The 21,987-nt window shown below is 72.9% G+C and carries 15 protein-coding genes and 2 pseudogenes; 9 read left to right on the top strand and 8 right to left on the bottom strand.

What is annotated here, in order from left to right; genetic code table 11:
* From AB0H12_RS30870 to AB0H12_RS30855, 4 genes and pseudogenes are all read left to right on the top strand, one after another.
* Positions 1-222, top strand: a pseudogene (locus AB0H12_RS30870) (NmrA family transcriptional regulator); the annotation flags it as partial.
* A 7-nt stretch (positions 223-229) separates the two neighbouring features.
* Complete coding sequence (locus AB0H12_RS30865; RefSeq protein WP_499627694.1) at positions 230-1,960, top strand: FAD-dependent oxidoreductase; 1,731 nt, start codon at positions 230-232, stop codon at positions 1,958-1,960.
* A gap of 299 nt (positions 1,961-2,259) precedes the next feature.
* Positions 2,260-4,998, top strand: a complete 2,739-nt coding sequence (locus AB0H12_RS30860; RefSeq protein ID WP_499627692.1) for an ATP-binding protein — start codon at positions 2,260-2,262, stop codon at positions 4,996-4,998.
* A 126-nt stretch (positions 4,999-5,124) separates the two neighbouring features.
* Positions 5,125-5,907, top strand: a complete 783-nt coding sequence (locus AB0H12_RS30855) for an SDR family oxidoreductase (protein WP_499627691.1) — start codon at positions 5,125-5,127, stop codon at positions 5,905-5,907.
* Positions 5,908-6,044: 137 nt separating this feature from the next.
* On the opposite strand, the gene AB0H12_RS30850 is transcribed toward AB0H12_RS30855, so the two are convergent.
* From AB0H12_RS30850 to AB0H12_RS30830, 5 genes and pseudogenes are all read right to left on the bottom strand, one after another.
* Positions 6,045-7,088 (bottom strand): ferritin-like domain-containing protein, encoded by a 1,044-nt coding sequence (locus tag AB0H12_RS30850; RefSeq protein WP_499627689.1) that lies wholly within the window; start codon positions 7,086-7,088, stop codon positions 6,045-6,047.
* A 93-nt stretch (positions 7,089-7,181) separates the two neighbouring features.
* Positions 7,182-7,649: a universal stress protein gene (locus AB0H12_RS30845; RefSeq protein ID WP_499627698.1), complete on the bottom strand. Its 468-nt coding sequence runs from the start codon at positions 7,647-7,649 to the stop codon at positions 7,182-7,184.
* Between the two features lie 6 nt (positions 7,650-7,655).
* Positions 7,656-8,084: pseudogene (locus tag AB0H12_RS30840) on the bottom strand (universal stress protein); the annotation flags it as partial.
* 88 nt (positions 8,085-8,172) lie between these two features.
* Positions 8,173-9,330: a LuxR C-terminal-related transcriptional regulator gene (locus AB0H12_RS30835; protein WP_499627687.1), complete on the bottom strand. Its 1,158-nt coding sequence runs from the start codon at positions 9,328-9,330 to the stop codon at positions 8,173-8,175.
* Entirely contained in the window at positions 9,273-10,913 is a 1,641-nt protein-coding gene (locus tag AB0H12_RS30830; protein ID WP_499627685.1) for an ATP-binding protein, read from the bottom strand. The genes AB0H12_RS30835 and AB0H12_RS30830 overlap by 58 nt, the downstream gene beginning before the upstream one ends.
* A gap of 397 nt (positions 10,914-11,310) precedes the next feature.
* On the opposite strand from AB0H12_RS30830, the gene AB0H12_RS30825 reads away from it, so the two are divergent.
* The 3 genes from AB0H12_RS30825 to AB0H12_RS30815 are packed head-to-tail and all read left to right on the top strand — an operon-like array spanning position 11,311 to position 13,717.
* Positions 11,311-12,021 (top strand): sigma-70 family RNA polymerase sigma factor, encoded by a 711-nt coding sequence (locus tag AB0H12_RS30825; RefSeq protein ID WP_499627683.1) that lies wholly within the window; start codon positions 11,311-11,313, stop codon positions 12,019-12,021.
* A gap of 5 nt (positions 12,022-12,026) precedes the next feature.
* On the top strand, positions 12,027-12,974 hold the full coding sequence (locus AB0H12_RS30820; protein ID WP_499627681.1) for an alpha/beta hydrolase: 948 nt from the start codon (positions 12,027-12,029) through the stop codon (positions 12,972-12,974).
* Between the two features lie 20 nt (positions 12,975-12,994).
* Complete coding sequence (locus tag AB0H12_RS30815) at positions 12,995-13,717, top strand: alpha/beta fold hydrolase (protein WP_499627679.1); 723 nt, start codon at positions 12,995-12,997, stop codon at positions 13,715-13,717.
* Positions 13,718-14,082: 365 nt separating this feature from the next.
* On the opposite strand, the gene AB0H12_RS30810 is transcribed toward AB0H12_RS30815, so the two are convergent.
* From AB0H12_RS30810 to AB0H12_RS30800, 3 genes are read right to left on the bottom strand one after another with little or no spacing between them, the layout of a single operon-like run.
* Positions 14,083-14,379, bottom strand: a complete 297-nt coding sequence (locus AB0H12_RS30810) for a phosphopantetheine-binding protein (protein ID WP_499627677.1) — start codon at positions 14,377-14,379, stop codon at positions 14,083-14,085.
* Positions 14,380-14,417: 38 nt separating this feature from the next.
* Complete coding sequence (locus AB0H12_RS30805; protein ID WP_499627675.1) at positions 14,418-16,814, bottom strand: acyl-CoA dehydrogenase family protein; 2,397 nt, start codon at positions 16,812-16,814, stop codon at positions 14,418-14,420.
* Entirely contained in the window at positions 16,811-18,301 is a 1,491-nt protein-coding gene (locus AB0H12_RS30800; protein ID WP_499627673.1) for a class I adenylate-forming enzyme family protein, read from the bottom strand. The genes AB0H12_RS30805 and AB0H12_RS30800 overlap by 4 nt, the downstream gene beginning before the upstream one ends.
* 369 nt (positions 18,302-18,670) lie before the next feature.
* Between AB0H12_RS30800 and AB0H12_RS30795 the strand changes: the two genes are divergently transcribed.
* Both AB0H12_RS30795 and AB0H12_RS30790 read left to right on the top strand, forming a co-directional pair.
* Positions 18,671-20,212 carry an AMP-binding protein gene (locus tag AB0H12_RS30795; protein ID WP_499627671.1) on the top strand — a complete coding sequence of 514 codons (1,542 nt, stop codon included), beginning with the start codon at positions 18,671-18,673 and terminating at the stop codon, positions 20,210-20,212.
* Entirely contained in the window at positions 20,209-21,987 is a 1,779-nt protein-coding gene (locus tag AB0H12_RS30790; protein WP_499627670.1) for an AMP-binding protein, read from the top strand. Before AB0H12_RS30795 ends, AB0H12_RS30790 begins: the two co-directional genes overlap by 4 nt.

The raw sequence follows: 21,987 nt of genomic DNA, 5'->3' as shown, positions 1-21,987 counted from the left end.
GGGATGATCGAGGTCGCGGGCCCCGAGCGGTTCGGCCTCGACGAGCTGATCCGCAAGGGCCTCGCCTTCCGGGGCGACCCCCGCGAGGTGGTGACCGACCCGGACGCACCGTACTTCGGCGCCCTGCTGGAGCAGGACACCCTGCTGCCCGGACCCGACGCGCGGCTGTCCACCACCCGGTTCGAGGAGTGGCTGCCGCTGAACCCGCCTCCGGCGAAGTAGGCGACCCGTGAACCACACCGACCACCAGATCGCGACATCCGTCCTCGTCATCGGCACGGGCGGCGCGGGCCTGCGCGCCGCCATCGAACTCGCGGAGCGTGGTGTCGACGTGCTCGCGGTTGGCAAACGACCCAAATCGGACGCGCACACCACGCTCGCCGCCGGTGGCATCAACGCGGCGCTGGCCACGATGGACCCGGAAGACTCGTGGCAGCAGCACGCGGCGGACACGCTCAGGGAGAGCTACCTGCTGGCTGATCCCGAGACCGTGCGGATCGTGACCGAGAACGCCGCCCGGGGCATCGGAGACCTCGAACGCTACGGGATGCCCTTCGCACGCGAGGCCGACGGGAAGATCTCGCAGCGGTTCTTCGGCGCCCACACCCACCGCCGCACCGCGTTCGCCGGCGACTACACCGGACTGGAGATCCAACGCACACTGGTCAACCGGGCGGCACAGCTCGACATCCCGATCCTGGACACGGTCTACATCACGAGGATCCTGGTGCGCGACAACGTCGTCTTCGGTGCTTACGGATTCGACCTCGAAGACGGCAAGCGGTACGTGATCCACGCCGACTCGGTGATCCTCGCGGCAGGTGGGCACACTCGCATCTGGCGCCGCACGTCGTCCCGACGGGACGAGAACACCGGCGACTCCTTCCGGCTCGCGGTGCTGGCCGGTGGCCGCATCCGGGACGCCGAACTCGTCCAGTTCCACCCGTCGGGTCTCATCACGCCGGAGAACGCGGCGGGCACGCTCGTGTCCGAGGCGGCACGCGGAGAAGGCGGGGTGCTGCACAACGCGTTGGGCGAACGGTTCATGTCCCGGTACGACCCCGAACGGATGGAGCTGTCCACCCGCGACCGGGTGGCGCTGGCGGCGTACACCGAGATCAAAGAAGGGCGGGGCACGCCCGCCGGTGGCGTGTGGCTCGACGTCTCGCACCTGCCCAGGGAAACGATCATGCGCCGGCTCCCCCGGGTCTACCAGACCCTGCTCGAACTCCAGATGCTCGACATCACCCGGGAACCGATCGAGATCGCGCCCACAGCGCACTACTCGATGGGCGGCGTCTGGGTGCGGTCGGAGGACCACAGCACCGGTGTCGACGGCCTGTACGCCGTCGGCGAGGCGGCGAGCGGCCTGCACGGCGCGAACCGGCTGGGTGGAAACTCGTTGATCGAGCTGCTGGTCTACGGTCGCATCGTCGGCGAGGCCGCCGCGCGCTACTCACGCGGACTGGGAGCGCAGCGGCGGTCGTCGTCGGCAACGGCGGAGGCGAGTGCCGAGGTCGACGACCTGCTGGCCGCCGACGGTTCGGAGAACGTGCGCGCGCTACAGCGCACGTTGCGGAACACCATGACCGAACACGCCGGCGTGGTGCGTGACGAGACCGGCTTGCGGAAAGGACTGGCCGAACTCGACGACCTCGAACACCGCATGACAGAAGTGGGCGTGCATCCCGACCTCGCCGGTTTCCAGGACCTCGCGCACGCGTTCGACCTCAAGGCCGCGGTCGTGGCCGCACGCGCCACTCTCGACTCGGCACTCGAACGTCGTGAGACGCGCGGCTGCCACAACCGTTCCGACCACCCGGAACTCGACGAGTCGCTCCGGGTGAACCTGGTCTGGTCGGGGCCGGGGCAGGTCGAACGCGAAGGGCTGCCACCGATCGCGGACGAGATCGCCTCTCTCATGCGTGAGGTGTCCACTGTCGGCAAGCTCGTCGAATGAACCGCTGATGCGCCGTCGCACAGGTGAGGCCCCCGGCAGCGTCGCCGGGGACCCCCTCCGTGGCCGCCTGCTCGGCGTCGGGCCCGAGACGGTCACCAGGCTGGGGCGGGGTCTGGATGACGTCCGAGTTGTCCGGTGTGGATCCACCTCCGGGGATCGTGGTGATCCAACTGCCGGCCCTGCTGTGACAAGGTCCCCGTTCGACCCCGATCGGACTTTCCATCGGAGACGTTTCGGACCAGGATGACTCCGGTCGTGAATCCTGTCCGACCGGATCAGGTCTACCGCAGCGAGGCACAGTGGCTTTTCGAGGGCATGTCGGACTGGTCGGGCGGGAATCGGAATGCGCTCTCCTCGATCAGACCGTGGCGGCCGTCCGCACGGGTGAGAGCCGCGTGCTCGTGGTGCACGGCGCGCCCGGGGTCGGGAAGTCGGCTCTGCTCGAGCACGTGGAGAGCTCGGCGACGGGCATGCGGGCGCTGCGGGCGGCCGGTGTCGAGTCCGAGATGGAGTTGGCGTTCGCCACCTTGCACCAGTTGTGCGCGCCGCTGCTCGATCGGCTGAAGAACCTCCCCGCACTCCAGCGCGACGCCCTCGAAACGGTGTTCGGGATGCGGGCGGGCACCCCGCCGGAACGCTTCCTGGTCGGGCTGGCGGTGCTGAGCCTGCTGTCGGACGCCTCCGAGGAGAGTCCCGTGCTGTGCCTGGTCGACGACACGCAGTGGATGGACCGGGCCTCGGCGCAGGTCCTCGGCTTCGTGGCCCGCCGGCTGCTGGCGGAGTCGGTCGCCCTCGTCCTCGCGACTCGCGTCCGGGGTCAGGACCTCCTCGGACTGCCGGAGTTGGAGGTCACCGGGCTGCGCAACGCCGATGCGCACGCCCTGCTGAACTCGGCCACCCCCACCGGGCTGGACCAGCACATCCGCGATCGGATCGTGGCCGAGGCCAGGGGCAACCCGCTCGCCCTGCTGGAGCTGCCGCGCGCGCTGACCGTCACGCAGCTGGCGGGCGGGCTCGGCCTGCTGCACGCCGACGCGCTGCCGAGCCGGATCGAGCAGAGCTTCCTGGCGCGCATCGAGGGGTTGTCCGGGCAGAGCCGGCTGCTCCTGCTGGTCGCCGCCGCCGAGCCGGTCGGCGATCCCACCCTGGTGCGACGCGCCGCCGAACGCCTCGGCGTCACGCCCGCGACGGCCCTCGACGCCGGGACGGACGGCCTGCTGTCGTTCGACGTGCGCGTGGTCTTCCGCCACCCGCTCGTGCGGTCGGCCGTGTACCGGTCGGCCAACGAGGAGGACCGCCGCGCGGTGCACCTGGCGTTGGCGGAGGTCACCGACCCGCGGGTCGACCCGGACCGCCGTGCCTGGCACCTGGCGTCCGCCGCCGCCGGACCGGACGAGACCGTCGCCGCGGAGCTCGAGCGGTCCGCCGACCGTGCGCAGGCACGTGGTGGGCTGGCCGCCGCAGCCGCCTACCTGCAACGGTCCGTGGCGCTGACCACCGACACCTCGCGGCGCGCCGAACGTGCCGTGGCGGCGGCGGACGCCAGCGTCCGGGCGGGTGACCTCGCGGCCGCACGGGGGCTCGTCGACATCGCGGAGCTCGACGCGCGGAGCGAGTTCCTCCGCGTGCGAGCCCACCTGGTGCGGGGCCGCATCGCGTTCGCTGCCGGGTTCAACCACGAGGCGCCGCCCATGCTGCTCGCGGCGGCGCGGCGGCTGGAGCCTTTCGACTCCGATCTCGCGCGGGAGACCTACCTGCTCGCCTGGGGTGCCGCGGCGTGGGGTTCTGCGGACGGCGAGAGCCTCGTGGCGGTCTCCCGGGCGATCGGGAGACTGCCTCCGCACGAGGGTGGTCCGCGCCCCATCGACCTGGTGCTCGCGGGCTGTGCGCTGCTCGTCACCGAAGGCGGTGGCGCCGCGGTCACCGCGCTGCGCCGGGCGATGACCGCGCTCGTGGACCTCCCTGTTCCGGACCTGCTGAAGTGGGGCTGGGCGGCCTGTGGCGTGAGCCCGGCCGTCTGGGACGAGCAGGTCATGTACGAGACGTACGCCAGGGCTGCTGAGCTGGTGCGAACGGCCGGGATCCTGACCGAGCTCCCCCTCTACCTCGCCTCGTTGGGTGCGGCGACCTCGTTGATCGGCGACTTCGCCTCCGCGGCCGGGATCGTCTCCGAAGCCGACGCGGTCGCCGCCGCCACGGGTGTCCCGCTCGCGCCGTACACCACGCTCATCCTGACCGCGATGCAGGGCAAGGAAGCCGAGGCGTCGGCGGTGATCACCGCCACGATCGAGCGGACCGGCGCGGACGGCCAGCTGACCGGCGTCACGACCGCCAACTGGGCGGCCGCGGTCCTCTACAACGGGCTCGCGCGGTACGAAGAAGCGCTGTCGGCGGCCCGGGCCGGCACCCGGATCGCCCAGCTGATCGTCTCGGTGTGGGTGCTGCCCGAGCTCATCGAGGCCGCGGTGCGCGTGGGAGAGGACAAGACCGCTCACGACGGGCTCGAACGCCTGGCGGACGAGGCGGAGGCGTGCGACACGGATTGGGCGCAGGGGATCCTGGCCCGGTGCCGGGCGCTGCTGAGCGACGGGATCGCGGCGGACGACCTGTCCCGCGACGCGATCGAGCGGTTGGCCCGGACGTTGTTGCGCCCGGACCTGGCACGTGCTCACCTGCTGTACGGCGAGTGGCTGCGCCGGCAGTCACGGCGCGTCGACGCACGCCACCAGTTGCGCACCGCGTACGACATGTTCGTCTCGATCGGCATGGCGGCGTTCGCCGAGCGCGCCCGTCGCGAGCTGCTCGCCTGCGGGGAGAAGGTCCAGAAGCGCACCGTCGAAGCGTCGGCGAGCGACGAGCTGACGCCGCAGGAGAGGCAGATCGCGTTGCTCGTCCGGGAAGGCCTGTCCAACCCGGAGGTGGGCGCGCGGCTCTTCCTCAGCCCGCGGACGGTCGAGTGGCACCTGCGCAAGGTCTTCACCAAGCTCTCGATCTCCTCCCGGCGGCAGCTCCGCGAGGTCCTGCCGCGCAACGCCTGAACCCGTGACCCGTCCCTGGTCCCCGTGGACCAGGGACATTCCCTGGTGCCACTCGGCAGCCCGACGCGCGAGCCTTGACACGTCGGCATCCTGCGCCGTCCTCGACCCCAGGGAAGTGAGGCAGTCATGTCCGATCAGCCGCTGGACGGAGCCGTCGCGCTCGTCACGGGCGCCGGCAGCGGTATCGGCGCCGCGACCGCGCACCGCCTCGCCCGCGAGGGTGCGGCGGTCGCCCTGGTCGCGCGCCACCGTGACCGACCGGAGCAGGTCGTGGACGACATCACCGCCCTGGGAGGCCACGCCATCGCGGTGGCGGCCGACATCACCGAGCCGGCGCTCGCCTGCCGAGCGGTGGAGGAGGCGCACGACCGGCTCGGACGCCTGGACGTCCTGGTCAACAACGCCGGCATCGTGCGGCTCGATTCGGCGCTGCACACGCCGGTCGAGGAGTGGGACCGGATGATCTCGCTCAACGTGTCGGCGCTCCTGCACGTCACGCACGTCGCCATCCCGTACCTGATCGACGCCGCCGCGACGTCGTCACGGCAGGTGGCGGATCTGGTGAACATCAGCTCGACGGCCGGGCGGGTGGCCCGGCCGGGCGGCAGCGTCTACCACCTGACCAAGTTCGGCCTCATCGGGTTCACCGAGTCGCTCCGCCAGGAACTGCTTCCCGAACGCGTGCGGGTCAGTGTGGTGGAGCCCGGTGTGGTGGGGCCCGGCGTCGTGGACGCCGCGCTGGTGGGCCACCTCGGTGCGGCCGCCCGGGACGCGGCCCGCCTGCACGTCGGTGGGACCGAGGCGCTGCGTCCGGAGGACGTCGCGGACGCGATCGCCTACGTCGTCACGCGGGAGCGGCGGGTGGCCGTCAACGAGTTGGTGGTTCGCGCGGGCGAGCAGACCTGGTAGCCGGCCTGTCGAGGCGTGCGCGGGCCCGCCGCCGGCAGGAGGGGTGCGTTGCCGGCGGCGGGCAGGGTACCGGCCGGACGCGGATCGCGACGGCCGCCCGGCGGGCTGGTGAGCGCGGCCGGTCGAGCCGCTCGACGTCACGCGGTGCGGTGACGCCGCTGTTCCTTGGGCACGTACTCGAAGGTCGGGCCCGCTGTCGTGCGTCCGTCGCCACTGGGCATCCGCATCAGCGCACGCGCCTGCTCGCGCAGCGCGTACATCGTCCCGACGGAGGCCCCGAGCTGCGCCGGGTTGCCGGTGAACGCCTCCTCCAGCACGCGCAGCAGCTCGCAGTAGGTGTCGTTGAACTCCTCCTGCGCGAGCCGGACGGGGCTGCCAGGCTCGTGGTCGGCCGTGCGCGGGTTCGGCCGCATCGGCGACACACCGCCGAGGTCCACGCCCAGTGCCTCGCCCGTGGGGCCGGACCGCGGCGTGTCTCCCGCGCGGAACCGCCTGCCCTCCTTCAGCTCCACGAAACGGTAGTAGTGCGCGACCTCCTCGCGGTCCGGGTGGAACACGTCCCGATCGCCGTCCCAGATCTCCGTGCGGGCCGCACCCTCGCCCTGCTCGACGATCTCGCCGAGCGCTTCGAGCGCCGACGCGAGGTCCACCACGCCGATCGCCTTGCCGCCACCCCGGCGCAGGTGGAAGTCGGCGACCTGCCGGTCGGGGTCGCCGCTGAACACGGCCTCTTCGCCGAGCGAGGCGCACAGGGCGCGCAGGCCGTCCTCGATCGCCGCGTAGAACTGGCCGATCGTGGCGTAGCCGTCGGCTTGGGCCGGCGCGTCGACTCGGGCGGGCTGCTCGATGCGCAGGAACACCTCCAGCGCCTCCGGACCGAACGGGGCGAGCCCGACCAGCACGGACCCGTCGCCGTGCGGCAGCGGATGGGGGTACGGCGGCAGCAGCTGCGGCGCGTCGAGCACCGGGTCGCCACCGACGGCGTTGAGCAGGTTCGCCGCCAGCAGCAGGTGCAGCATCTCCTCGGCGAAGACGGTGCCGACGACCTCGGCGGCTTCGGCGTTCCGTTCGGGATCGAGGGAGTACAGGGCGCAGAGGTACGGCGGCAATGTGGCGTGCTCCAGCTCGATCGCCCACTGCAGGTGCGTTCGGAGCTCCTCGATCGTGGTGATGCCGGTCATGGTTGTCCCTCCTCGGACGGTGGCGGCGAACGATCCGCTACCCGAAAGACCGGACAGCGTCCGGATCGGTGACGTTCGGGGACTTGGCGGAGGTCACAGTCCCAGCGGGCTCGGGTCGGGCCGGACGACGGCGACCGGGCACGGTGAGTGGTGCAGCACCGCGTGACTGGCGGAGCCGAGCACGAGACCGGCCGCGCCGCCCCGGCCGCGCGACCCGACGACCACGAGCTGGGCCGCGGTGCCGATCGCCTGCTCGATCAACGCGTGAGCGGGCCGGTCACGCACTACCACGGGCCGCATCACGACGTCGGGATACTTCTCGCCCCACCCCGCCAGCCGCTCGGCGAGCAGCGAACGCTCCTCGGCCTCGACCGCGTCCCAGTCCACCAGCGGCACCATGGCGGCCTCGATCACGCTGTCGGTCCGGGCGCGCACCGCGATCAAGGGCACCTCGCGCGTATCCGCCGCCTCGAAGGCGAACGCCAGTGCCGCCTCGCTGATCTGCGAGCCGTCGATGCCGACCACGACCGGACCGGCGTCCGACGATCGTTCACCGCGCACGACCACGACCGGGCATTCCGCCCGAGAGGTCAGTCCTATCGCGACCGAACCGACCAGCAGAGAAGTGAATCCGCCAAGACCGCGATCACCGATGACGACCAGTCCCGCGTGACGCGACGCGTCAACCAGCCGCGGCACCGGGAAGCCGTCGAGGACATGCTCGGTGATCTCGACGCCCGGCGCGGTCTTCGCGGCTGTACCGGCGGCGGCCGAGACAGCGTCACGGGTGCTTCTCACCATCGCCGCGCGGTAGGCACCGCCGAGTCCGTGGTCCCCGATGTGCCTTGAGTCGAACCAGCTGAAGGCGCTGATCAACTGCACCGCGGTCCCACGGCGCGAGGCTTCGCGTGCTGCCCAACGGACGGCGTCGAGCGCCGACGACGACCCGTCGACACCCACGACGACCGGCAGGGTGCTCTCTCGTGCTGTTCCCATCTCGGGCTCCTGTCACAGATTCGCGACCCACCGCCAGGCGGGCACGCGCGACAACCAGGACCGAGCCGAGCGCCGACTTGTGACACCCTCAGCTGTCGGCCAGTGCTCCGCGGAGCTCGTTGCGCGAGTTGACCCCGAGCTTGGTGAACACCTTGCGCAGATGCCATTCGACCGTGCGCGGGCTGATGAACAACTCGGCGCCGATCTCGGGGTTCGTCCTGCCACTACCGGCGAGGCGGGCGATCTGGGCTTCCTGCGCGGTGAGAACCTCATGTGCCTCGACCGCGAGTCGGCGCACCGGCTCTCCGGTGGCCAGGAGTTCGCGACGGGCACGCTCGGCGAAGGCGTTGGCGCCGAAGCGGCGCAGCATCTCGTAGGCGGTTCGCAGTTGCTCACGCGCGTCGAGGCGTCGGTCCTCGCGACGAAGCCACTCGCCGTACACCAGGTGGGTGCGCGCGAGGTGAACGGCGATCCGGGTGCGACCCAAGCGCTCGATGGCCTCGCGGTAGAGCAGGTCGGCGGCGGGGCCGTCGCTGAGCAGCGCTCTCGACCGGGCGAGCAGGCCGAGGGCCCACTCCGTGCCGCCGGCGGTGGCTCGTTCCTCGAGTCTCCGGAGGGCGGCCGCGGCCGCGTCGGAGGCCTCGCCGCGGGCGCCGGCCTCGACCAGCTCCACGAGGGCGAAACCGAAGACACCCAGGTCCTCGTGCTCGCATGCCCGTTCCGCACGTGCCAGGGCGGCTTGGTACTGACCGAAGCCGTTGTGCAGCACTGCGGTCAGGAGGTCGCCCGAGCCGATCGCCCGTCCTTCGCCCCAGGTGGTCGCCAATCGGGCCCTGTCCTGGATCAACGTCGCCGCCTGGGCGTCCTCGCCGCGCCAGGCGACGAGCAGCAGCGAGGCGTACTCGAGGGGCGAGTTGCCGGTCGCCGCCGTGATCGCGTCCGACTCCTTGATCAACGCCGCGGCCAGGTCGAACTCCCCGGCGTGCACGTGCACGGCGGCGCGGTAGGCGAGGGCCAGGGGCAGGAAGTTGAGCGCGCCGGTCTCGCGGGCCGTCCGGACCGCGTGCGTGGCCAGTTCGTGCCACGTCTCGTCGTCCCACAGGTCGCCGGCGGCCGGCCACACCAGCCAGAGCCAGCGCATGACGTCGTCCCCGGCGGCCCGGCGGAACTCCCGCAGGGCGTGCTTCATCAGCGACGCGCCCTCGACGTACCCCTCGGCGAACCGCGTCGCCAGGCCATCGAGCATCGCGTCCACCAGCCGTGGTGGATGAGGTCCCCGCGGTGCGGCACGGGCGGCCTCGGCCACCTCCAGCACGCCACCGCGTCCGGCGAAGACCGCGGCTCCGACGGCTTCCAGGTACGCCTCACGCGCCTGTCCGTCGTCGAGGAGTTCCAGTCGACCGGCCGCGTCGAGCAGCAGCGGCAGGGCTTCACCGCCACGCCTGCGCGCGAAGACGATCTGGCCGCGGATCCGGGCCAGCCGCCCGCGCCGGAGCTCGTCCACGGGCCCAACTCCGCTGCGGCGAGGAGTTCGAGCGCCGCATCGGGGTCCCCGGCTTCGAAGGCGGCCTGCCCCGCGGCCACCGCCCTCGCTCCGCGCCTGGCCGGATCGGGCGTCAGCCCGGTCGCGCGCCGCAGGAACGCGGCGGCCGCCGCGATACCGCCCCTGGCCTGGGCCCGGGCGGCTGAGCGCTCCAGCTCGCCCGCCACTGCCTCGTCCGGTTCGACCGCCGCGTGTGCGCGGTGCCAGGCCCGGCGATCCGGGTCGGACTCGGGATCGGTCGCCGCGGCCAGCGCGCGGTGCACCTCTCGGCGTTCTCCGGGGTCCGCCGCGCGATAAGCCGCCGAGCGCACCAGCGGATGGCGAAACCGCACCCGCGCACCGAACTCGATCAGCCCCGCCGCCTCGGCCGCCGCCGCCGCGTCCACCCCGATGTCGAGCCGCTCGGCCGCGCGCCTCAACAACGGCACGTCCCCCACGGGCTCGGCGGCCGCCGCCAGCAGCAGCCGTTGCGTCGCAACCGGCAGCGATCCGCTACGCCTCAGGAAACTCTGCTCGATCTGACTCGCCAACGGCCGCGCGTCAGGCCGGCCGAACCCACCGGCCAGCTCTGCCGCCGTCATCCCGTGCGGCAACTCCAGCAGAGCCAGCGGGTTGCCGCGGGCCTCGGCGACGATCCGGTCCCTGACGCTCTCGTCGACGCGTCCCAGGACCACCGAATCCAGGAGCGCACGCGCGTCGCCGTCGTCCAGACCGCGGATCACGAGCTCCGGCAGACCCACCAACGGGTCATCGCCCGCACCGAGCGCCGGTCCACGCACCGCGAACACCAACGCCACCCGCTCGGCCAACAGCCGACGCGCGACGAAGGCCAGCGTCTGCGCGGACACCTGATCAAGCCACTGAGCGTCGTCCACCACGCACACCAGCGGCTGTTCCCCGGTGACCTCGGCCAGCAGGCTGAGCACCGCCAACCCGACCAGGAATCGGTCCGGTGGGCTCCCGGTGCTCAGACCGAACGCGACGGTCAACGCGTCACGCTGCGGGCCGGGAATGCGATCGAGATGCCCCATCATCGGCGCGCACAGCTGGTGGAGCCCGGCGAACGCCAGCTCCATCTCGGACTCGACGCCGGCAACCCGCGCGATCCTGCAGCCCGCCGCGTTCCCGACCAGGTACTCCACCAACGCGGACTTGCCGATCCCCGCCTCGCCGCGCAGGACCAGCACCTGACTCCGACCTGACCTGGCGTCCCCGAGCAACCGATCCAGCGCCTCGCACTCGCCACGCCTGCCACGCAGGCTGCGCCGCGGGTCGCTGCTCGACATCACCACCACCACGCGGGCCTGAGGAGCCCGACTCCGGTCAGCACGGGCCGCCTCATCATGACACTCCCCCGACGTGGCCCGGACGGTCACTCAGGTGGTGTGCGCCACAGCCGCCACGACGAGGGTCCCGGAGCTGTCGGCAACCACTGACCGGCCCGGTGCCGACACCTCGCCGACCTGTGGTCAAGCCCCCTGGTACTGCCCCGGGCGCGGCTTGCCGACGTGCGTCCGCACCCGGTACCCGGGGGGTGCAGACCCACGGGCACGCGTCCCTGGTCGCACCGGCCCAGGGACTTGCCCGGGCGTTCCAAGGGCGCGACCCGGACCCGAGCCGGACGACGGTGGACGTGCCACCCACCCACCCCGCCTTGAGGCCACGACGCAGAGGACGACCTCCATGCCCTCGACGGACATCAACACCTCGTCCACGGAAGCGGCGGACTTCCAGAGCGTTCGTCCGCGCCTGTTCGGGATCGCCTACCAGATGCTCGGCCGGGCGGCCGACGCCGAGGACGTCGTCCAGGACGTCTGGCTCCGCTGGCAAGGCACCGACCGGTCTGTGGTGCGCAACCGGATCGCGTTCCTCGTGACGGTCACCACGCGGGTCGCGCTCAACGTCGCCGGTTCGGCCCGCGCTCGCCGCGAGATCCCCGTCGACCGCTGGCTGCCGGGGCAGGTCCTCCTCGCCGAGGACCCGACACTGGCGCCCGAACGGTCGGATGACCTCGAGCGGGCCGTCCTGCTCCTGCTCCGGCGGTTGTCCCCGACCGAGCGCGCCGTCTTCGTGCTCCGCGAGGCGTTCGACCACCCGTTCCGCGACATCGCCGAGACGCTCGGGATCAGCGAGGCCAACGCGCGCCAACTCGGGCGACGGGCACGCGCCCGCCTCGCCGGGCCGCGGGACGAGCCCGTTCACCGGGCGGCCCGCGATCGGTTGCTGAAGGCCTTCCTCGACGCGGCGCAGGTCGGTGCCGTGGCGCACCTCGAAGGCCTCCTCGCCGACGACGTCCTCGGCCAGGGCCGAGGACGGGCCGGTAGACGTCCGTGCGGTCCCGTCACGAATCACCGGAGCCGCACTGTCTTCCCGAATGACCCGACACGGAGGTAGCCGACATGGCCAAGCACACCCTCGAGCCGGCGGCACAGGCATTCGCGGAGGCCGCCGCCCAACCACCCTTCCTGTACGAGCTGGGCCCCGATCGCGCCCGCGAGGTGCTCGACGAGATCCAGGCCGGGCCGGTCGACAAGCCCCCGGTGCAGGAGAAGTGGATCACCGTCCCAGCGGAGGTCGGCGACGTGCGGGTGCGCGTCGTCAAGCCGGCCGGCGCCGACGGTGAGCCGCTGCCGGTCATCCTGTACCTCCACGGCGGCGGCTGGGTCCTCGGCGACGCCGGCACGCACGACCGGCTCGTCCGCGAACTGGCCGTCGGGGTGGACGCCGCGGTCGTGTTCGTCGAGTACGACCGCTCACCCGAGGCCCGCTACCCGGTCGCGATCGAACAGGCGTACGCCACCGCGCGGTGGATCACCGAGCACGGGACCGACGAGGGCCTCGACGCCTCCCGGTTGGCGGTGGCCGGTGACTCCGTCGGCGGCAACATGACCGCCGCGCTCACCCTGCTGGCCAAGCGGCGGGGCGACGTGCGGTTCACGCACCAGTCGCTGTACTACCCGGTCACCGACGCCGGCCAGGACACCGACAGCTACCGCGAGTTCGCCGACGGCCCACACCTGACCGCCAAGGCCATGGCGTGGTTCTGGGACGCCTACCTGCCCGAGGCGGACAAGCGCGACGAGATCACCGTGTCACCGCTGCGGGCGAGCACGGCCGACCTCGCCGGGCTGCCCGACGCCTTCGTCGTCGTGGCCGAGAACGACGTCCTGCGCGACGAGGGCGAGGCCTACGGCCGCAAGCTCACCGAGGCCGGCGTGCGCACCACCAGCGCCCGCTACAACGGCACCTTGCACGACTTCATGATGCTCAACCCCGTGCGCAGGACCGCCGCCTCCACCGCCGCGATCTCGCAGGCGATCCACGTCCTCCGCGTCGCACTCGGCTGACCCGAGGAGAAATGGACAACATGACCAAGCACAACCCGACCGTCGTCCTCGTACACGGGGCCTTCGCCGAATCCACGAGCTGGTCCGGGGTCATCGAGCGACTTCACGACCGGTCCCTCGACGTCGTCGCGGTCGCCAACCCGCTGCGCAGCCTGCCGGGCGACGCCGCCTACCTCCGCGACGTGCTCGCCGGCATCAGAGGTCCCGTGGTGCTCGTAGGCCACTCCTACGGCGGCATGGTGATCACCGAGGCCGCCGCGGGAGGCGACAACGTCGCAGCCCTCGTCTACATCTGCGCGTTCGCGCCCGACCAGGGCGAGTCCGCGCTCGAACTGTCGGGCAGGTTTCCGGGCAGCACCCTCGGCCAGGCACTCAGCGCGTACCCGGTCACCGGCGGCGGCGTCGAGTTCGCCATCCGCCCGGACGCCTTCCACCACCAGTTCGCCGCCGACGTGACCCGAGCACAGGCCGCCCTCATGAGCGCGACCCAACGCCCGGTCACGGAAATCGCCCTCACCGCGGGACTGCCGGCAGGCACCCCGGCGTGGAGGACGCTCCCGTCCTGGTTCGTCTACAGCGACGAAGACCTCAACATCCCGGTTGCCCTGCACCGCTTCATGGCCGACCGCGCCGGTGCGAAAGGAACCCTCGAGGTACCTGGTGCGTCCCACGCCCTCAGCGTCTCCCGGCCCGACGCGGTGACCGCGTCGATCGTCGACGCCGTGCACGCGGTCGCGTCGTGACCCACGTGTGGTCCCCGCCCAACGCGGCGGGGGCCGCACGAACGACGTCGACGCAACGCGCAACCCACCGCCTTGACGTCGTGTCCTATACGTGACACCGGACAAACCGGTCATCCGCGGATCATCGACGCCGCGGTCGACCAGGGATGTGGTCAGTCATGCGGCGACCCGCAGGTCAGGTGAGGTCGAACCGCGCGCCGGCGCCGCCGGGGCTGCACGCAGGACGACGATGGCACCGCGATGCGGCACGAGCCTGGGCTCCCAACCTGGGATCCCAACCTGCGCGCCGGTCCGGGTCGAGTCGGACGACGTAGTACAACGCCGCGCAGCTGGTACGTCCTGCTTCCGCAGTGCGCGCAGTTCAACTACACCTCGGCGTGCTGCCCGGTCTCGTCGGCAGGCGTGTCCCCGCCCGCGCCCAGCGAACGCACGACCTCCCACAGGTTCCTCGGTGTCGCGAACAACGACGCCTCGAGCACGCGGTCCGGGACCTCGATGCCGTAGGCGTCCTCCAAGGCGAAGAGCAACTGGATGGCCTTGATCGAGTCGAGCCCGAGCGCGCCGAGGTCGGCGTCGCCCCGCAGCGGCTCACCGGCGGGCAGCGCAGTCAGCGCCTGGCGGACGATGCGTTCGAAGTCGACGTCCCACGCGTGGTCGGTCACGGTCGGTCCTCTCATGGTCGGTGCGGCAGGTCGTCGGCTCAGTGCAGGAGGCTGACGGCACGGTCGGCGAGCGTCAGCACGCCGTTGGCGCGCAGCAACCAGTCGTTGGAGCAGTTCAGGGCCGCCGCGCGCAGGTCGCGCAGGTGACGTTCCAGCGGAATGGGCGAGTTGCGGCGGTAGCCGAGGCCAAGACCGGCGATCTGCACGCAGCGGTCGACCGCCTGGTGGGTCAGCTCGGAGGTGGTGACCTTCAGGCACGTCAGGTGCTGCTGGACCACCGGGGAGGACACGTCGCCGTCGCCCTCGCGGCAGCGCGACACCTCTTCCACCACGCCGTGCAGGTAGGCGCTCACCAGTTCCAGGTCGTGCCGGATCCGCGCGACGCGCTCGTGCAGCAGGTCGGAGCTCAGATCCACCGTGGACGGTCGGTTGGGACTGCGCAGCGCGCCCAGCAGCTCGCGCAGCGCCTGGTGCGCGACACCCAGCCACGACGCCGACCAGCCGATCATGCCCACAGGCGTGAACGAACCCAGGGCCACCTCCCGGAACCGGCCGCGACCCACGACCTGGTGGGCGGGCACCACGGCCTCCAGCCGCAGGCTCGTGCTCTGGGTGCCGCGCATGCCGAGCGGGTCCCAATCACCGGTCACGTCGACCCGGGCCTGCGCGCGGTCGACGTACACCAACGCCACGTCGCTGCCGGGCGCCTCCGGTGCGGCCCGCATGGTCACCAGGTAGCCGTCCGCGTGCGCGCCCCCGGTGACGACCGGCGCGTCGCGCACCACCTCGACCTCCTCACCTGACCACCGCAGCGGCGCGGCGGCGGTGAACAGGTCACCGCCGGTCCCTCGCTCGGTCGTGACCGACGCGAGGTACAGCTCGCCGCGTGCGACCCGGGGCAGCACCTCGGCTCGCAGCCGGTCCCCGCCGAACCGCGCGACCGCGTCGACCTGCTGGCAGTGCATGGCGAAGACCAGGGCCGTCGACGCACACGCGCCGCCGAGGACGCGCAGCACCGCCACCAGGTCCGCGAGTCCGCCGCCCAACCCGCCGAACTCCTCGGGCACGAGCAGCCCCATCAGGCCGCAGGCCCGCAGCGCCGCCACGCTCTCCACGGGGAACTCGGCGCTCTCGTCGACGGGTCCGGCGCCGCTGCGCAGCACCGGCGCCACCTGCTCCGCGAGTTCGACCGGCGGGCGGCCCGCCGCGACCGGGCCGCGCACGAGCTCCTGGCGCCCGGAGCCGACCACCGCGCCGGCGCGTACCGCGACCTCGGCGGGCAGCGGCCTGCCGAGAAAACCCACCAGGCTCGCCGAGAGGCCGTACGCGCCGGTGTTGGGCACCACCACGAGGTCACCGGGCCGGGCGGCGGGCAGCGTCACGTCATGGGCGAGCACGTCCGCCGGGGTGCACAGCGGTCCGACCACGGTGACCCGCTCGACGGCGCGGTTCGCCGCGCCCTCCAGCACCGGTCGCGCGGCCATCGGCCGCATCCGCCGCAGGCCGGACATGCCGCCGAGGTGGTTGATCCCGGAGTCGAGGACCACGTACCGGGTGCCGCGGACGTCCTTGACGTCGGTGACGGTCGCGACCAGCCGCCCGCTGGTGCCGACCAGGTGGCGCCCGGACTCGAAAGCGAGCTCCACCTCGTCCGGGGAGAAGTGCTCGGCCGCGGCGGCGGTCAGCTCGGCGCGCAGGCCGCGGTAGTCCGGCCGGGCGCCCTGCTCGGCGTAGGGCGCGCCGAACCCGCCGCCCAGGTCCAGCAGCCGGACCGGCAGGCGGTGGTCGTCGCGCAGCCGGGCGGCGGTCTCCAGGCTGTGGCGGAACCCGGCGAGCAGGGCGCGTTCGTCCTTGGCGTCGCTGATCGGGAAGAAGTGCAGCCCGGCGACGACGACGTCGGGCACGTCGAGCTCGGAGGCCCACTCCGCGGCCCGGTCGACGTCGAAGCCGAACTGGGAGGGCCCCGCCATGCGCAGCCCGGACGCGCCGGCCGCACCGCCGGTGTTGACGCGCACGAGGCACTCCGGTGTCCGGCCGCACGACCGGGCCGCCTCGGACAACCGGCGCAGGTCGCCGAGCGACTCCACCGAGAAGGTCCGGACGCCGGCCCGCAGCGCCGCCACGACCTCGTCGTGGGTCTTGCCCGGTCCGGTGTAGAGGCACCGGGCCGGGTCGAAGCCGGCGGCCGCAGCGGCGGCCAGCTCACCGGGCGAGCACACCTCGGCCCGGCACCCGGCGCGGTGCAGCTCGCGGAGCACCGAGGGGTTCGCGTTGGCCTTGAGCGAGTAGTAGAGGGTGGCCGACGGCGGCAGCACCTCGCGCAGGTCCGCCACGGCGTCCGCCACGTCGGCCAGGTCGTAGACGTACAGCGGGCTGCCATACCGCTCGACGAGGTCGCGCACGCGTCCCGGTGCGGCGTCGGTGGTGCGGGTCACGACTCGACCACCGCCCGCTCGGTGAGCAGGGCTGTGACGGCCGCGCGGTCGACCTTGCCGTTGACGGTCAGGGGCAGCGCGTCCACCACGACGCACCGGTCGGGCCGCTTGGCGGGCTCCAGCCGCAGCGTGAGCTCCGCCAGCACGGCCTCCGGGGCGAGGTCACCGGTCACCGCGAGGGACAGCTCCTCCCCCGCCGGCACCGCGACCGCCGCGCGGACCCCTGGGACGTCGCAGGCGGCGGCCTCGATCTCGGTCGTGCTCATCCGCACGCCGCGCCGCTTGAACACGTCGTCGTCGCGCCCGTGGAAGTAGAGCCTGCCGCCCTCGTCCAGCCATCCCAGGTCGCCGGTGCGCAACACCGGTGTGCCGTCGGGCAGCCGCGGGAAGCGGGTGGCGGTCAGCTCCTCGTCGCGGTGGTAGCCGGCCATGACGTGCGGTCCGGTGACGACGATCTCGCCCACGCGGCCGGGCGGCAGCACCCGACCCCGCTCGTCCGCGACGTGGACGGTGGTGCCGACCAGCGGCGTGCCCACGACGCCGGGGTGCACCAGGTCCTCGTCGGGCTGGCTGATGGACACGCGCTTGCACTCGGTCAGCCCGAACATGAACACCACCGACGAGCCGGGGAAGTTGGCCCGCAGCCGGTTCGCCACCGGGGTACCGAGGGTCGCGCCGGTGTTGGTGAACAGCCTGACCCGCGTGGCGGTCGGCTTCCGCTCGGCCAGCGCGCCGAGAACCTCTGCCAGCGGCGGAACGACCGGGACCACGGTGCTGCCGCTGCCGGCCAGCTCCCGCAGCACGCCCACCGTCCCGCCCGATGACAGGTAGACCGACGCCGACGCCGTGCACGCCAGGAACAACTGGTAGAGCCCGTAGTCGAATGACAGCGGCACGTGGACGAACACGCGGTCGTCATCCCGGTAGCCCAACCGGTCGGCGATGGCCCGGGTGGCGAACAGCACGCGGTCGTGCGGGCACACCACGCCCTTCGGCGAGGACGTGCTGCCGGACGTGTACATCAGCAGGGCGACCCGCGACGGCGCGACCTCGACCCGGGGCACGTCCCCGGCGCCGGGGTCGTCGTCGCCGAGCATCCGTTCCAGCTCGTCCAACGGGAGCACCACACCACCGACGTCCGCGACCACGCCCGGCTCGGTGATCACCACGGCCGGCTCGGCGTCCGCCGCGATCGCGCGGAGCCGGTGGGGCGGAACGCCCGGGTCCACCGGTACGAGAACCGCGCCCGCGCGGGAAGTGCCGAACAGCAGCGCGGCCACCACGGCGCGGTTGGCCAGGCACACCATCACCCGCGCGCCCGGCTCGACGCCGAGCCGCTCCAGCAGTGCCGCGCACGCCCTGCTCCTGCCCGCCAACCGGGAGTAGGTCCACGTCACGTCGCGGTCGAGGACGGCTGTGCGGTCAGGTGTCCGGGCCTCGGCCGCGTCGAGCAGGTCGTGCAGGACTCGCGCGGCTGCGATGGGCATGCTCAGGTTTCTCCATGGGCTGTAGGCGAAGCGGGCGCGGCGGCGCCGAACCGCGGTGGACCGCAGGACGGGGCCACCTCCCCCGACGGCGCCGCCGATGTTAGCCACCGTGACCGGACCCGGCATGTCACCGGAAACAGGGACACCTCCGATACCTCGACCCACCAACGGAATCCGACCGACCTCCTGGCGTGCGCCGTCGAATACCCTTTGCCCGACACGGGTATCGTGGGCTGCGGATCGCGTTGGGACGGTCCGACGTCGGGGGCGGTCGGCACGGAACGCCCGGAGCTCGTTGCGCTGGAACGGAAGGCGTGTCCCGCAGGTGGCACGGGCAAGCAGGACAGCAGCAGGAACTAGGGGGATGCGGTGAGCGGCGGTCCGGGGGGTTCGCTGCACGACAGGTTCTTGTCGTCGCTCGCGCGGCACGGCGACCGCGTCGCGCTGCGGATCGGCGACCGGTCGTGGACCTACCTCGAGGTGCACGACCTCGCCGGCCGGTGGGCCGCGGCTCTGGCCGACGCGGTCGGCGGTCGCCCACGCGCGGTCGGGGTGTTCTCCGGCGCGGACGTCGACACGTACGCGGGTTTGCTCGCCGCGCTCTACCTCGGCTCGCCCGCGGTGCCGCTCAACCCGGCCTTCCCGGACCGGCGCACGAGGTGGATGGTCGAAGCCGCGGGGGTGGACGTGGTCGTCGGTTCCCGTCCCGCGCGGAACGGGAAGTGGGTGCCGGAGCCCGGACCGCCGGTCGTGCGGCCGGAGGCCGTCGCGTCGCGCACGCCGATCGGGCCCGCACCGGTCGACCCGTCCGAAGTGGCCTACGTGCTGTTCACGTCCGGCTCGACCGGGCGACCCAAGGGCGTGCCGGTCCGCCACGGCAACGCCGACCACTACTTCCGCCACGTCCGCCACCGGTACGGCTTCACCTGTCACGACGTGTTCTCCCAGACCTTCGACCTGACCTTCGACCTGGCGCTGTTCGACCTGTTCGCCGCCTGGGAGGCGGGCGGCGCCGTGGTGCCCGTGCCCGTCACCGCCTACCGCGACCTCGGCGCGTTCGTGCGCGGGCGCGGCATCACCACCTGGTTCTCCACCCCCAGCACGATCGGGCTCGCCGCCCGGCTCGGCGGCCTGCGGCCCGCGTCCATGCCGTCGCTGCGGTGGAGCCTGTTCTGCGGCGAACCGCTCGTGGTGGACGACGTGGAGCGCTGGCTTCGGGCAGCCCCGGGCTCGGTGGTGGAGAACCTGTACGGACCCACCGAGGCGACGATCTCCTGCGCGGTGCACCGCTGGTCGTCCCGGTCGGCGCGGGAGGCCGTCAACGGCGTCGTCCCGATCGGACGGCTCCACCGCGGGCTCGACCACCTGGTGGTGGACGCGCACGGCGACCCCGCGGAGACCGGCGAGCTGTGCTTGGCCGGACCGCAGGTGTTCGACGGGTACCTCGATCCCGCCGACGACGAGGGCCGCTTCCTGCATCGGGGCTCCCGCCGGTGGTACCGGACGGGTGACCGGGTCGGCCGCACCGCCCGCGGCGAGCTGGCGTTCCTGGGCCGAGTGGACGACCAGATACAGGTGCGCGGCTGGCGGGTCGAACCGGGCGAGGTCGAACACCGGTTGCGCGACCGGCCGGAAGTCGACTCCGCCGTGGTGGTCGCACCGCACGTCGACGGCGGCCGCACGCTGGTCGCGTTCTACACGGGCGTGCCGTGCGCCGACGCGGTCCTCGCCGAGCACCTGGCCCGGGACCTGCCGCGAACGCTGATGCCGGACCGCTACGTCCACGTGGAAGACCTCCCGCGCAACGCCAACGACAAGGTCGACCGCCGGGCGCTTGAGGCGCGGGCCTCCGCGCTGCTGGCCGACCGCGCGGACGACCACCGACACCATCCTCCGGAGGAAGATTCGTGACCCAGACCACCCCGGACGTCGCGGTGGACGCGCCGCCGACGACGATCGACCGGCTCCTGGACTGGTGGGCCGACCGCCACCCGGCGCGGACCGCGCACGTCGTGCCGGGCGTCGGCGAGCTCACCTACGGCCGGTGGCGGCACCGTGCCCTGGTCGCGGCGGCCGGGCTGCGCGCGCGGGGCGTCGGACCGGGCACGAGGGTGGCCCTGGTGTTCCCGCGGCGCGCGATCGCGGACTTCGCCGTGTGCCTCGTGGCCGTGCACCGGGTGGGAGCCGTCGCGGTCCTGCTGCCCGACGACGGGACCGGCGAGGACCTCGGCCGCCTGACGAGGGCCTGCCGGCCTGGCGCGGTGGTCGCGCCCCGCACCGCGGCCGGACGCCTCGCGGGCCTCGGCGCGCCGGTCCTCGCCTCGGAGGACCTGGAGCAGGAGGGTCCGGTGCCGACGGCGACGCCCTCCGCCGCCGACCCCGACGGGTTCGCCACGGTGGTGTTCACCTCCGGCACGACCGGTGAGCCGAAGGCCGTCGCCATGCGGCACGCGGACATCACCCACGAGCTGGACACCCGTCTGCCCCGGTTCGCGCGCGGCGAGTTCGGCGGGACGCTGCTGCACTCGTTCCCCCTGTCGGTGCCGGTCGGCCAGTGGGCGGCGCAGGCGCCGCTGCTGCGCGGCCTGCGCGGCGTGGCCATGCCGGAGTTCAACCCCTCGGCGTTCCTGGACCTGGTGCACCGGTACGAGGTCACCGAGACGGCGATGGTGCCCGCCATGGCGGCGGCCATGCGCGACCTCGTGGCGCGACGGCGCCCACAGTCCTCCCCGCTGCGGCGGATCACGATCGGATCGGCCCGCAGCCCGCTGCCCGCCCTGCGGACGCTCCGCGAGCTGTTCCCCGACGCCGCGATCGTCGTCGACTACTCCAGCACCGAGTCCGGCTGGGCGGGGACCGCCGTCGAGTACCACGACGGCTACCAGCCCGGAACCGTCGGCCGGCCGCATCCCGGGTGCGCGGTGCGGATCGTGGACGAGGAGGGCGCACCGTTGCCGACCGGGCTCGTGGGCACCGTCGAACTGATGCTGCCGCCGGGCGTCCCGCCGCGGTCCTACCTGGCCGATCCGGTCGCCACCGCGGCGACCTTCCGCGGTCGCTGGGTCCGGATGGCCGACCTCGGCTACCTCGACACCGACGGTTGCCTGCACCTGACCGCGCGGACCAAGGACGTCGTCCACATCGGCGGCCGGAAGGTCTCGTGCCCCGAGGTGGAGCACGTGTTCGAGGACTTCCCCGGCGTCCGGGAGGCCGCCGCCTTCCCGTTCGCCGACCGCATCCTCGGCGAGGAGCTGGGCGTGGCGGTCATCGCCGACGGGCAGGTGTCGGTGGACGACCTGCGGCGGCACGCCGCGGCACGGCTGTCGGCGCACAAGGTGCCCACCCGGATCGTCCAGGTCGACGAGTTCCCCCGCACCGGGAACGGCAAGGTGCGCAAGGACCGGCTCACGAGGCTCGTCGCGCCGGCCGCGCGGACCGGTGCCGGTGCCGGCGGGGACGTGGCCGCGGTGCTGCTGGACGCGGTTCGCGAGGTCCTGGGCGTGCCCGACGCGACGGTGGAGCGCTCGCTGGTCGAGCTGGGCGCCTCGTCGGTCGACGCCATCCGGATCTACCACCGGGTCACCGAGGCCGTGGGCGCGGAGTTCGACGTCGCCCTGCTGTTCGACGCCGAACCGCTGGCCGAGCTGGCCCAGCGGATCGACGCCGCCGCGGGCGCGGGGACCTGA

The sequence above is a fragment of the Actinosynnema sp. NPDC023794 genome (assembly GCF_040639675.1).
Lineage (GTDB): Bacteria > Actinomycetota > Actinomycetes > Mycobacteriales > Pseudonocardiaceae > Actinosynnema > Actinosynnema luteola.
Note: the sequence above shows the minus strand (reverse complement) of the source record. Positions and strands in the feature narration are given on the sequence as shown.

Excerpts from the sequence above, each read along its gene's own strand:
- AB0H12_RS30815 (WP_499627679.1), top strand. The coding sequence starts at position 12,995 with ATGACCAAGCACAACCCGACCGTCGTCCTCGTACACGGGGCCTTCGCC.
- AB0H12_RS30835 (WP_499627687.1), bottom strand. The coding sequence starts at position 9,330 with ATGCTCGATGGCCTGGCGACGCGGTTCGCCGAGGGGTACGTCGAGGGC.
- AB0H12_RS30800 (WP_499627673.1), bottom strand. The coding sequence starts at position 18,301 with ATGCCCATCGCAGCCGCGCGAGTCCTGCACGACCTGCTCGACGCGGCC.
- AB0H12_RS30820 (WP_499627681.1), top strand. The coding sequence starts at position 12,027 with ATGGCCAAGCACACCCTCGAGCCGGCGGCACAGGCATTCGCGGAGGCC.
- AB0H12_RS30855 (WP_499627691.1), top strand. The coding sequence starts at position 5,125 with ATGTCCGATCAGCCGCTGGACGGAGCCGTCGCGCTCGTCACGGGCGCC.
- AB0H12_RS30850 (WP_499627689.1), bottom strand. The coding sequence starts at position 7,088 with ATGACCGGCATCACCACGATCGAGGAGCTCCGAACGCACCTGCAGTGG.
- AB0H12_RS30825 (WP_499627683.1), top strand. The coding sequence starts at position 11,311 with ATGCCCTCGACGGACATCAACACCTCGTCCACGGAAGCGGCGGACTTC.
- AB0H12_RS30830 (WP_499627685.1), bottom strand. The coding sequence starts at position 10,913 with ATGTCGAGCAGCGACCCGCGGCGCAGCCTGCGTGGCAGGCGTGGCGAG.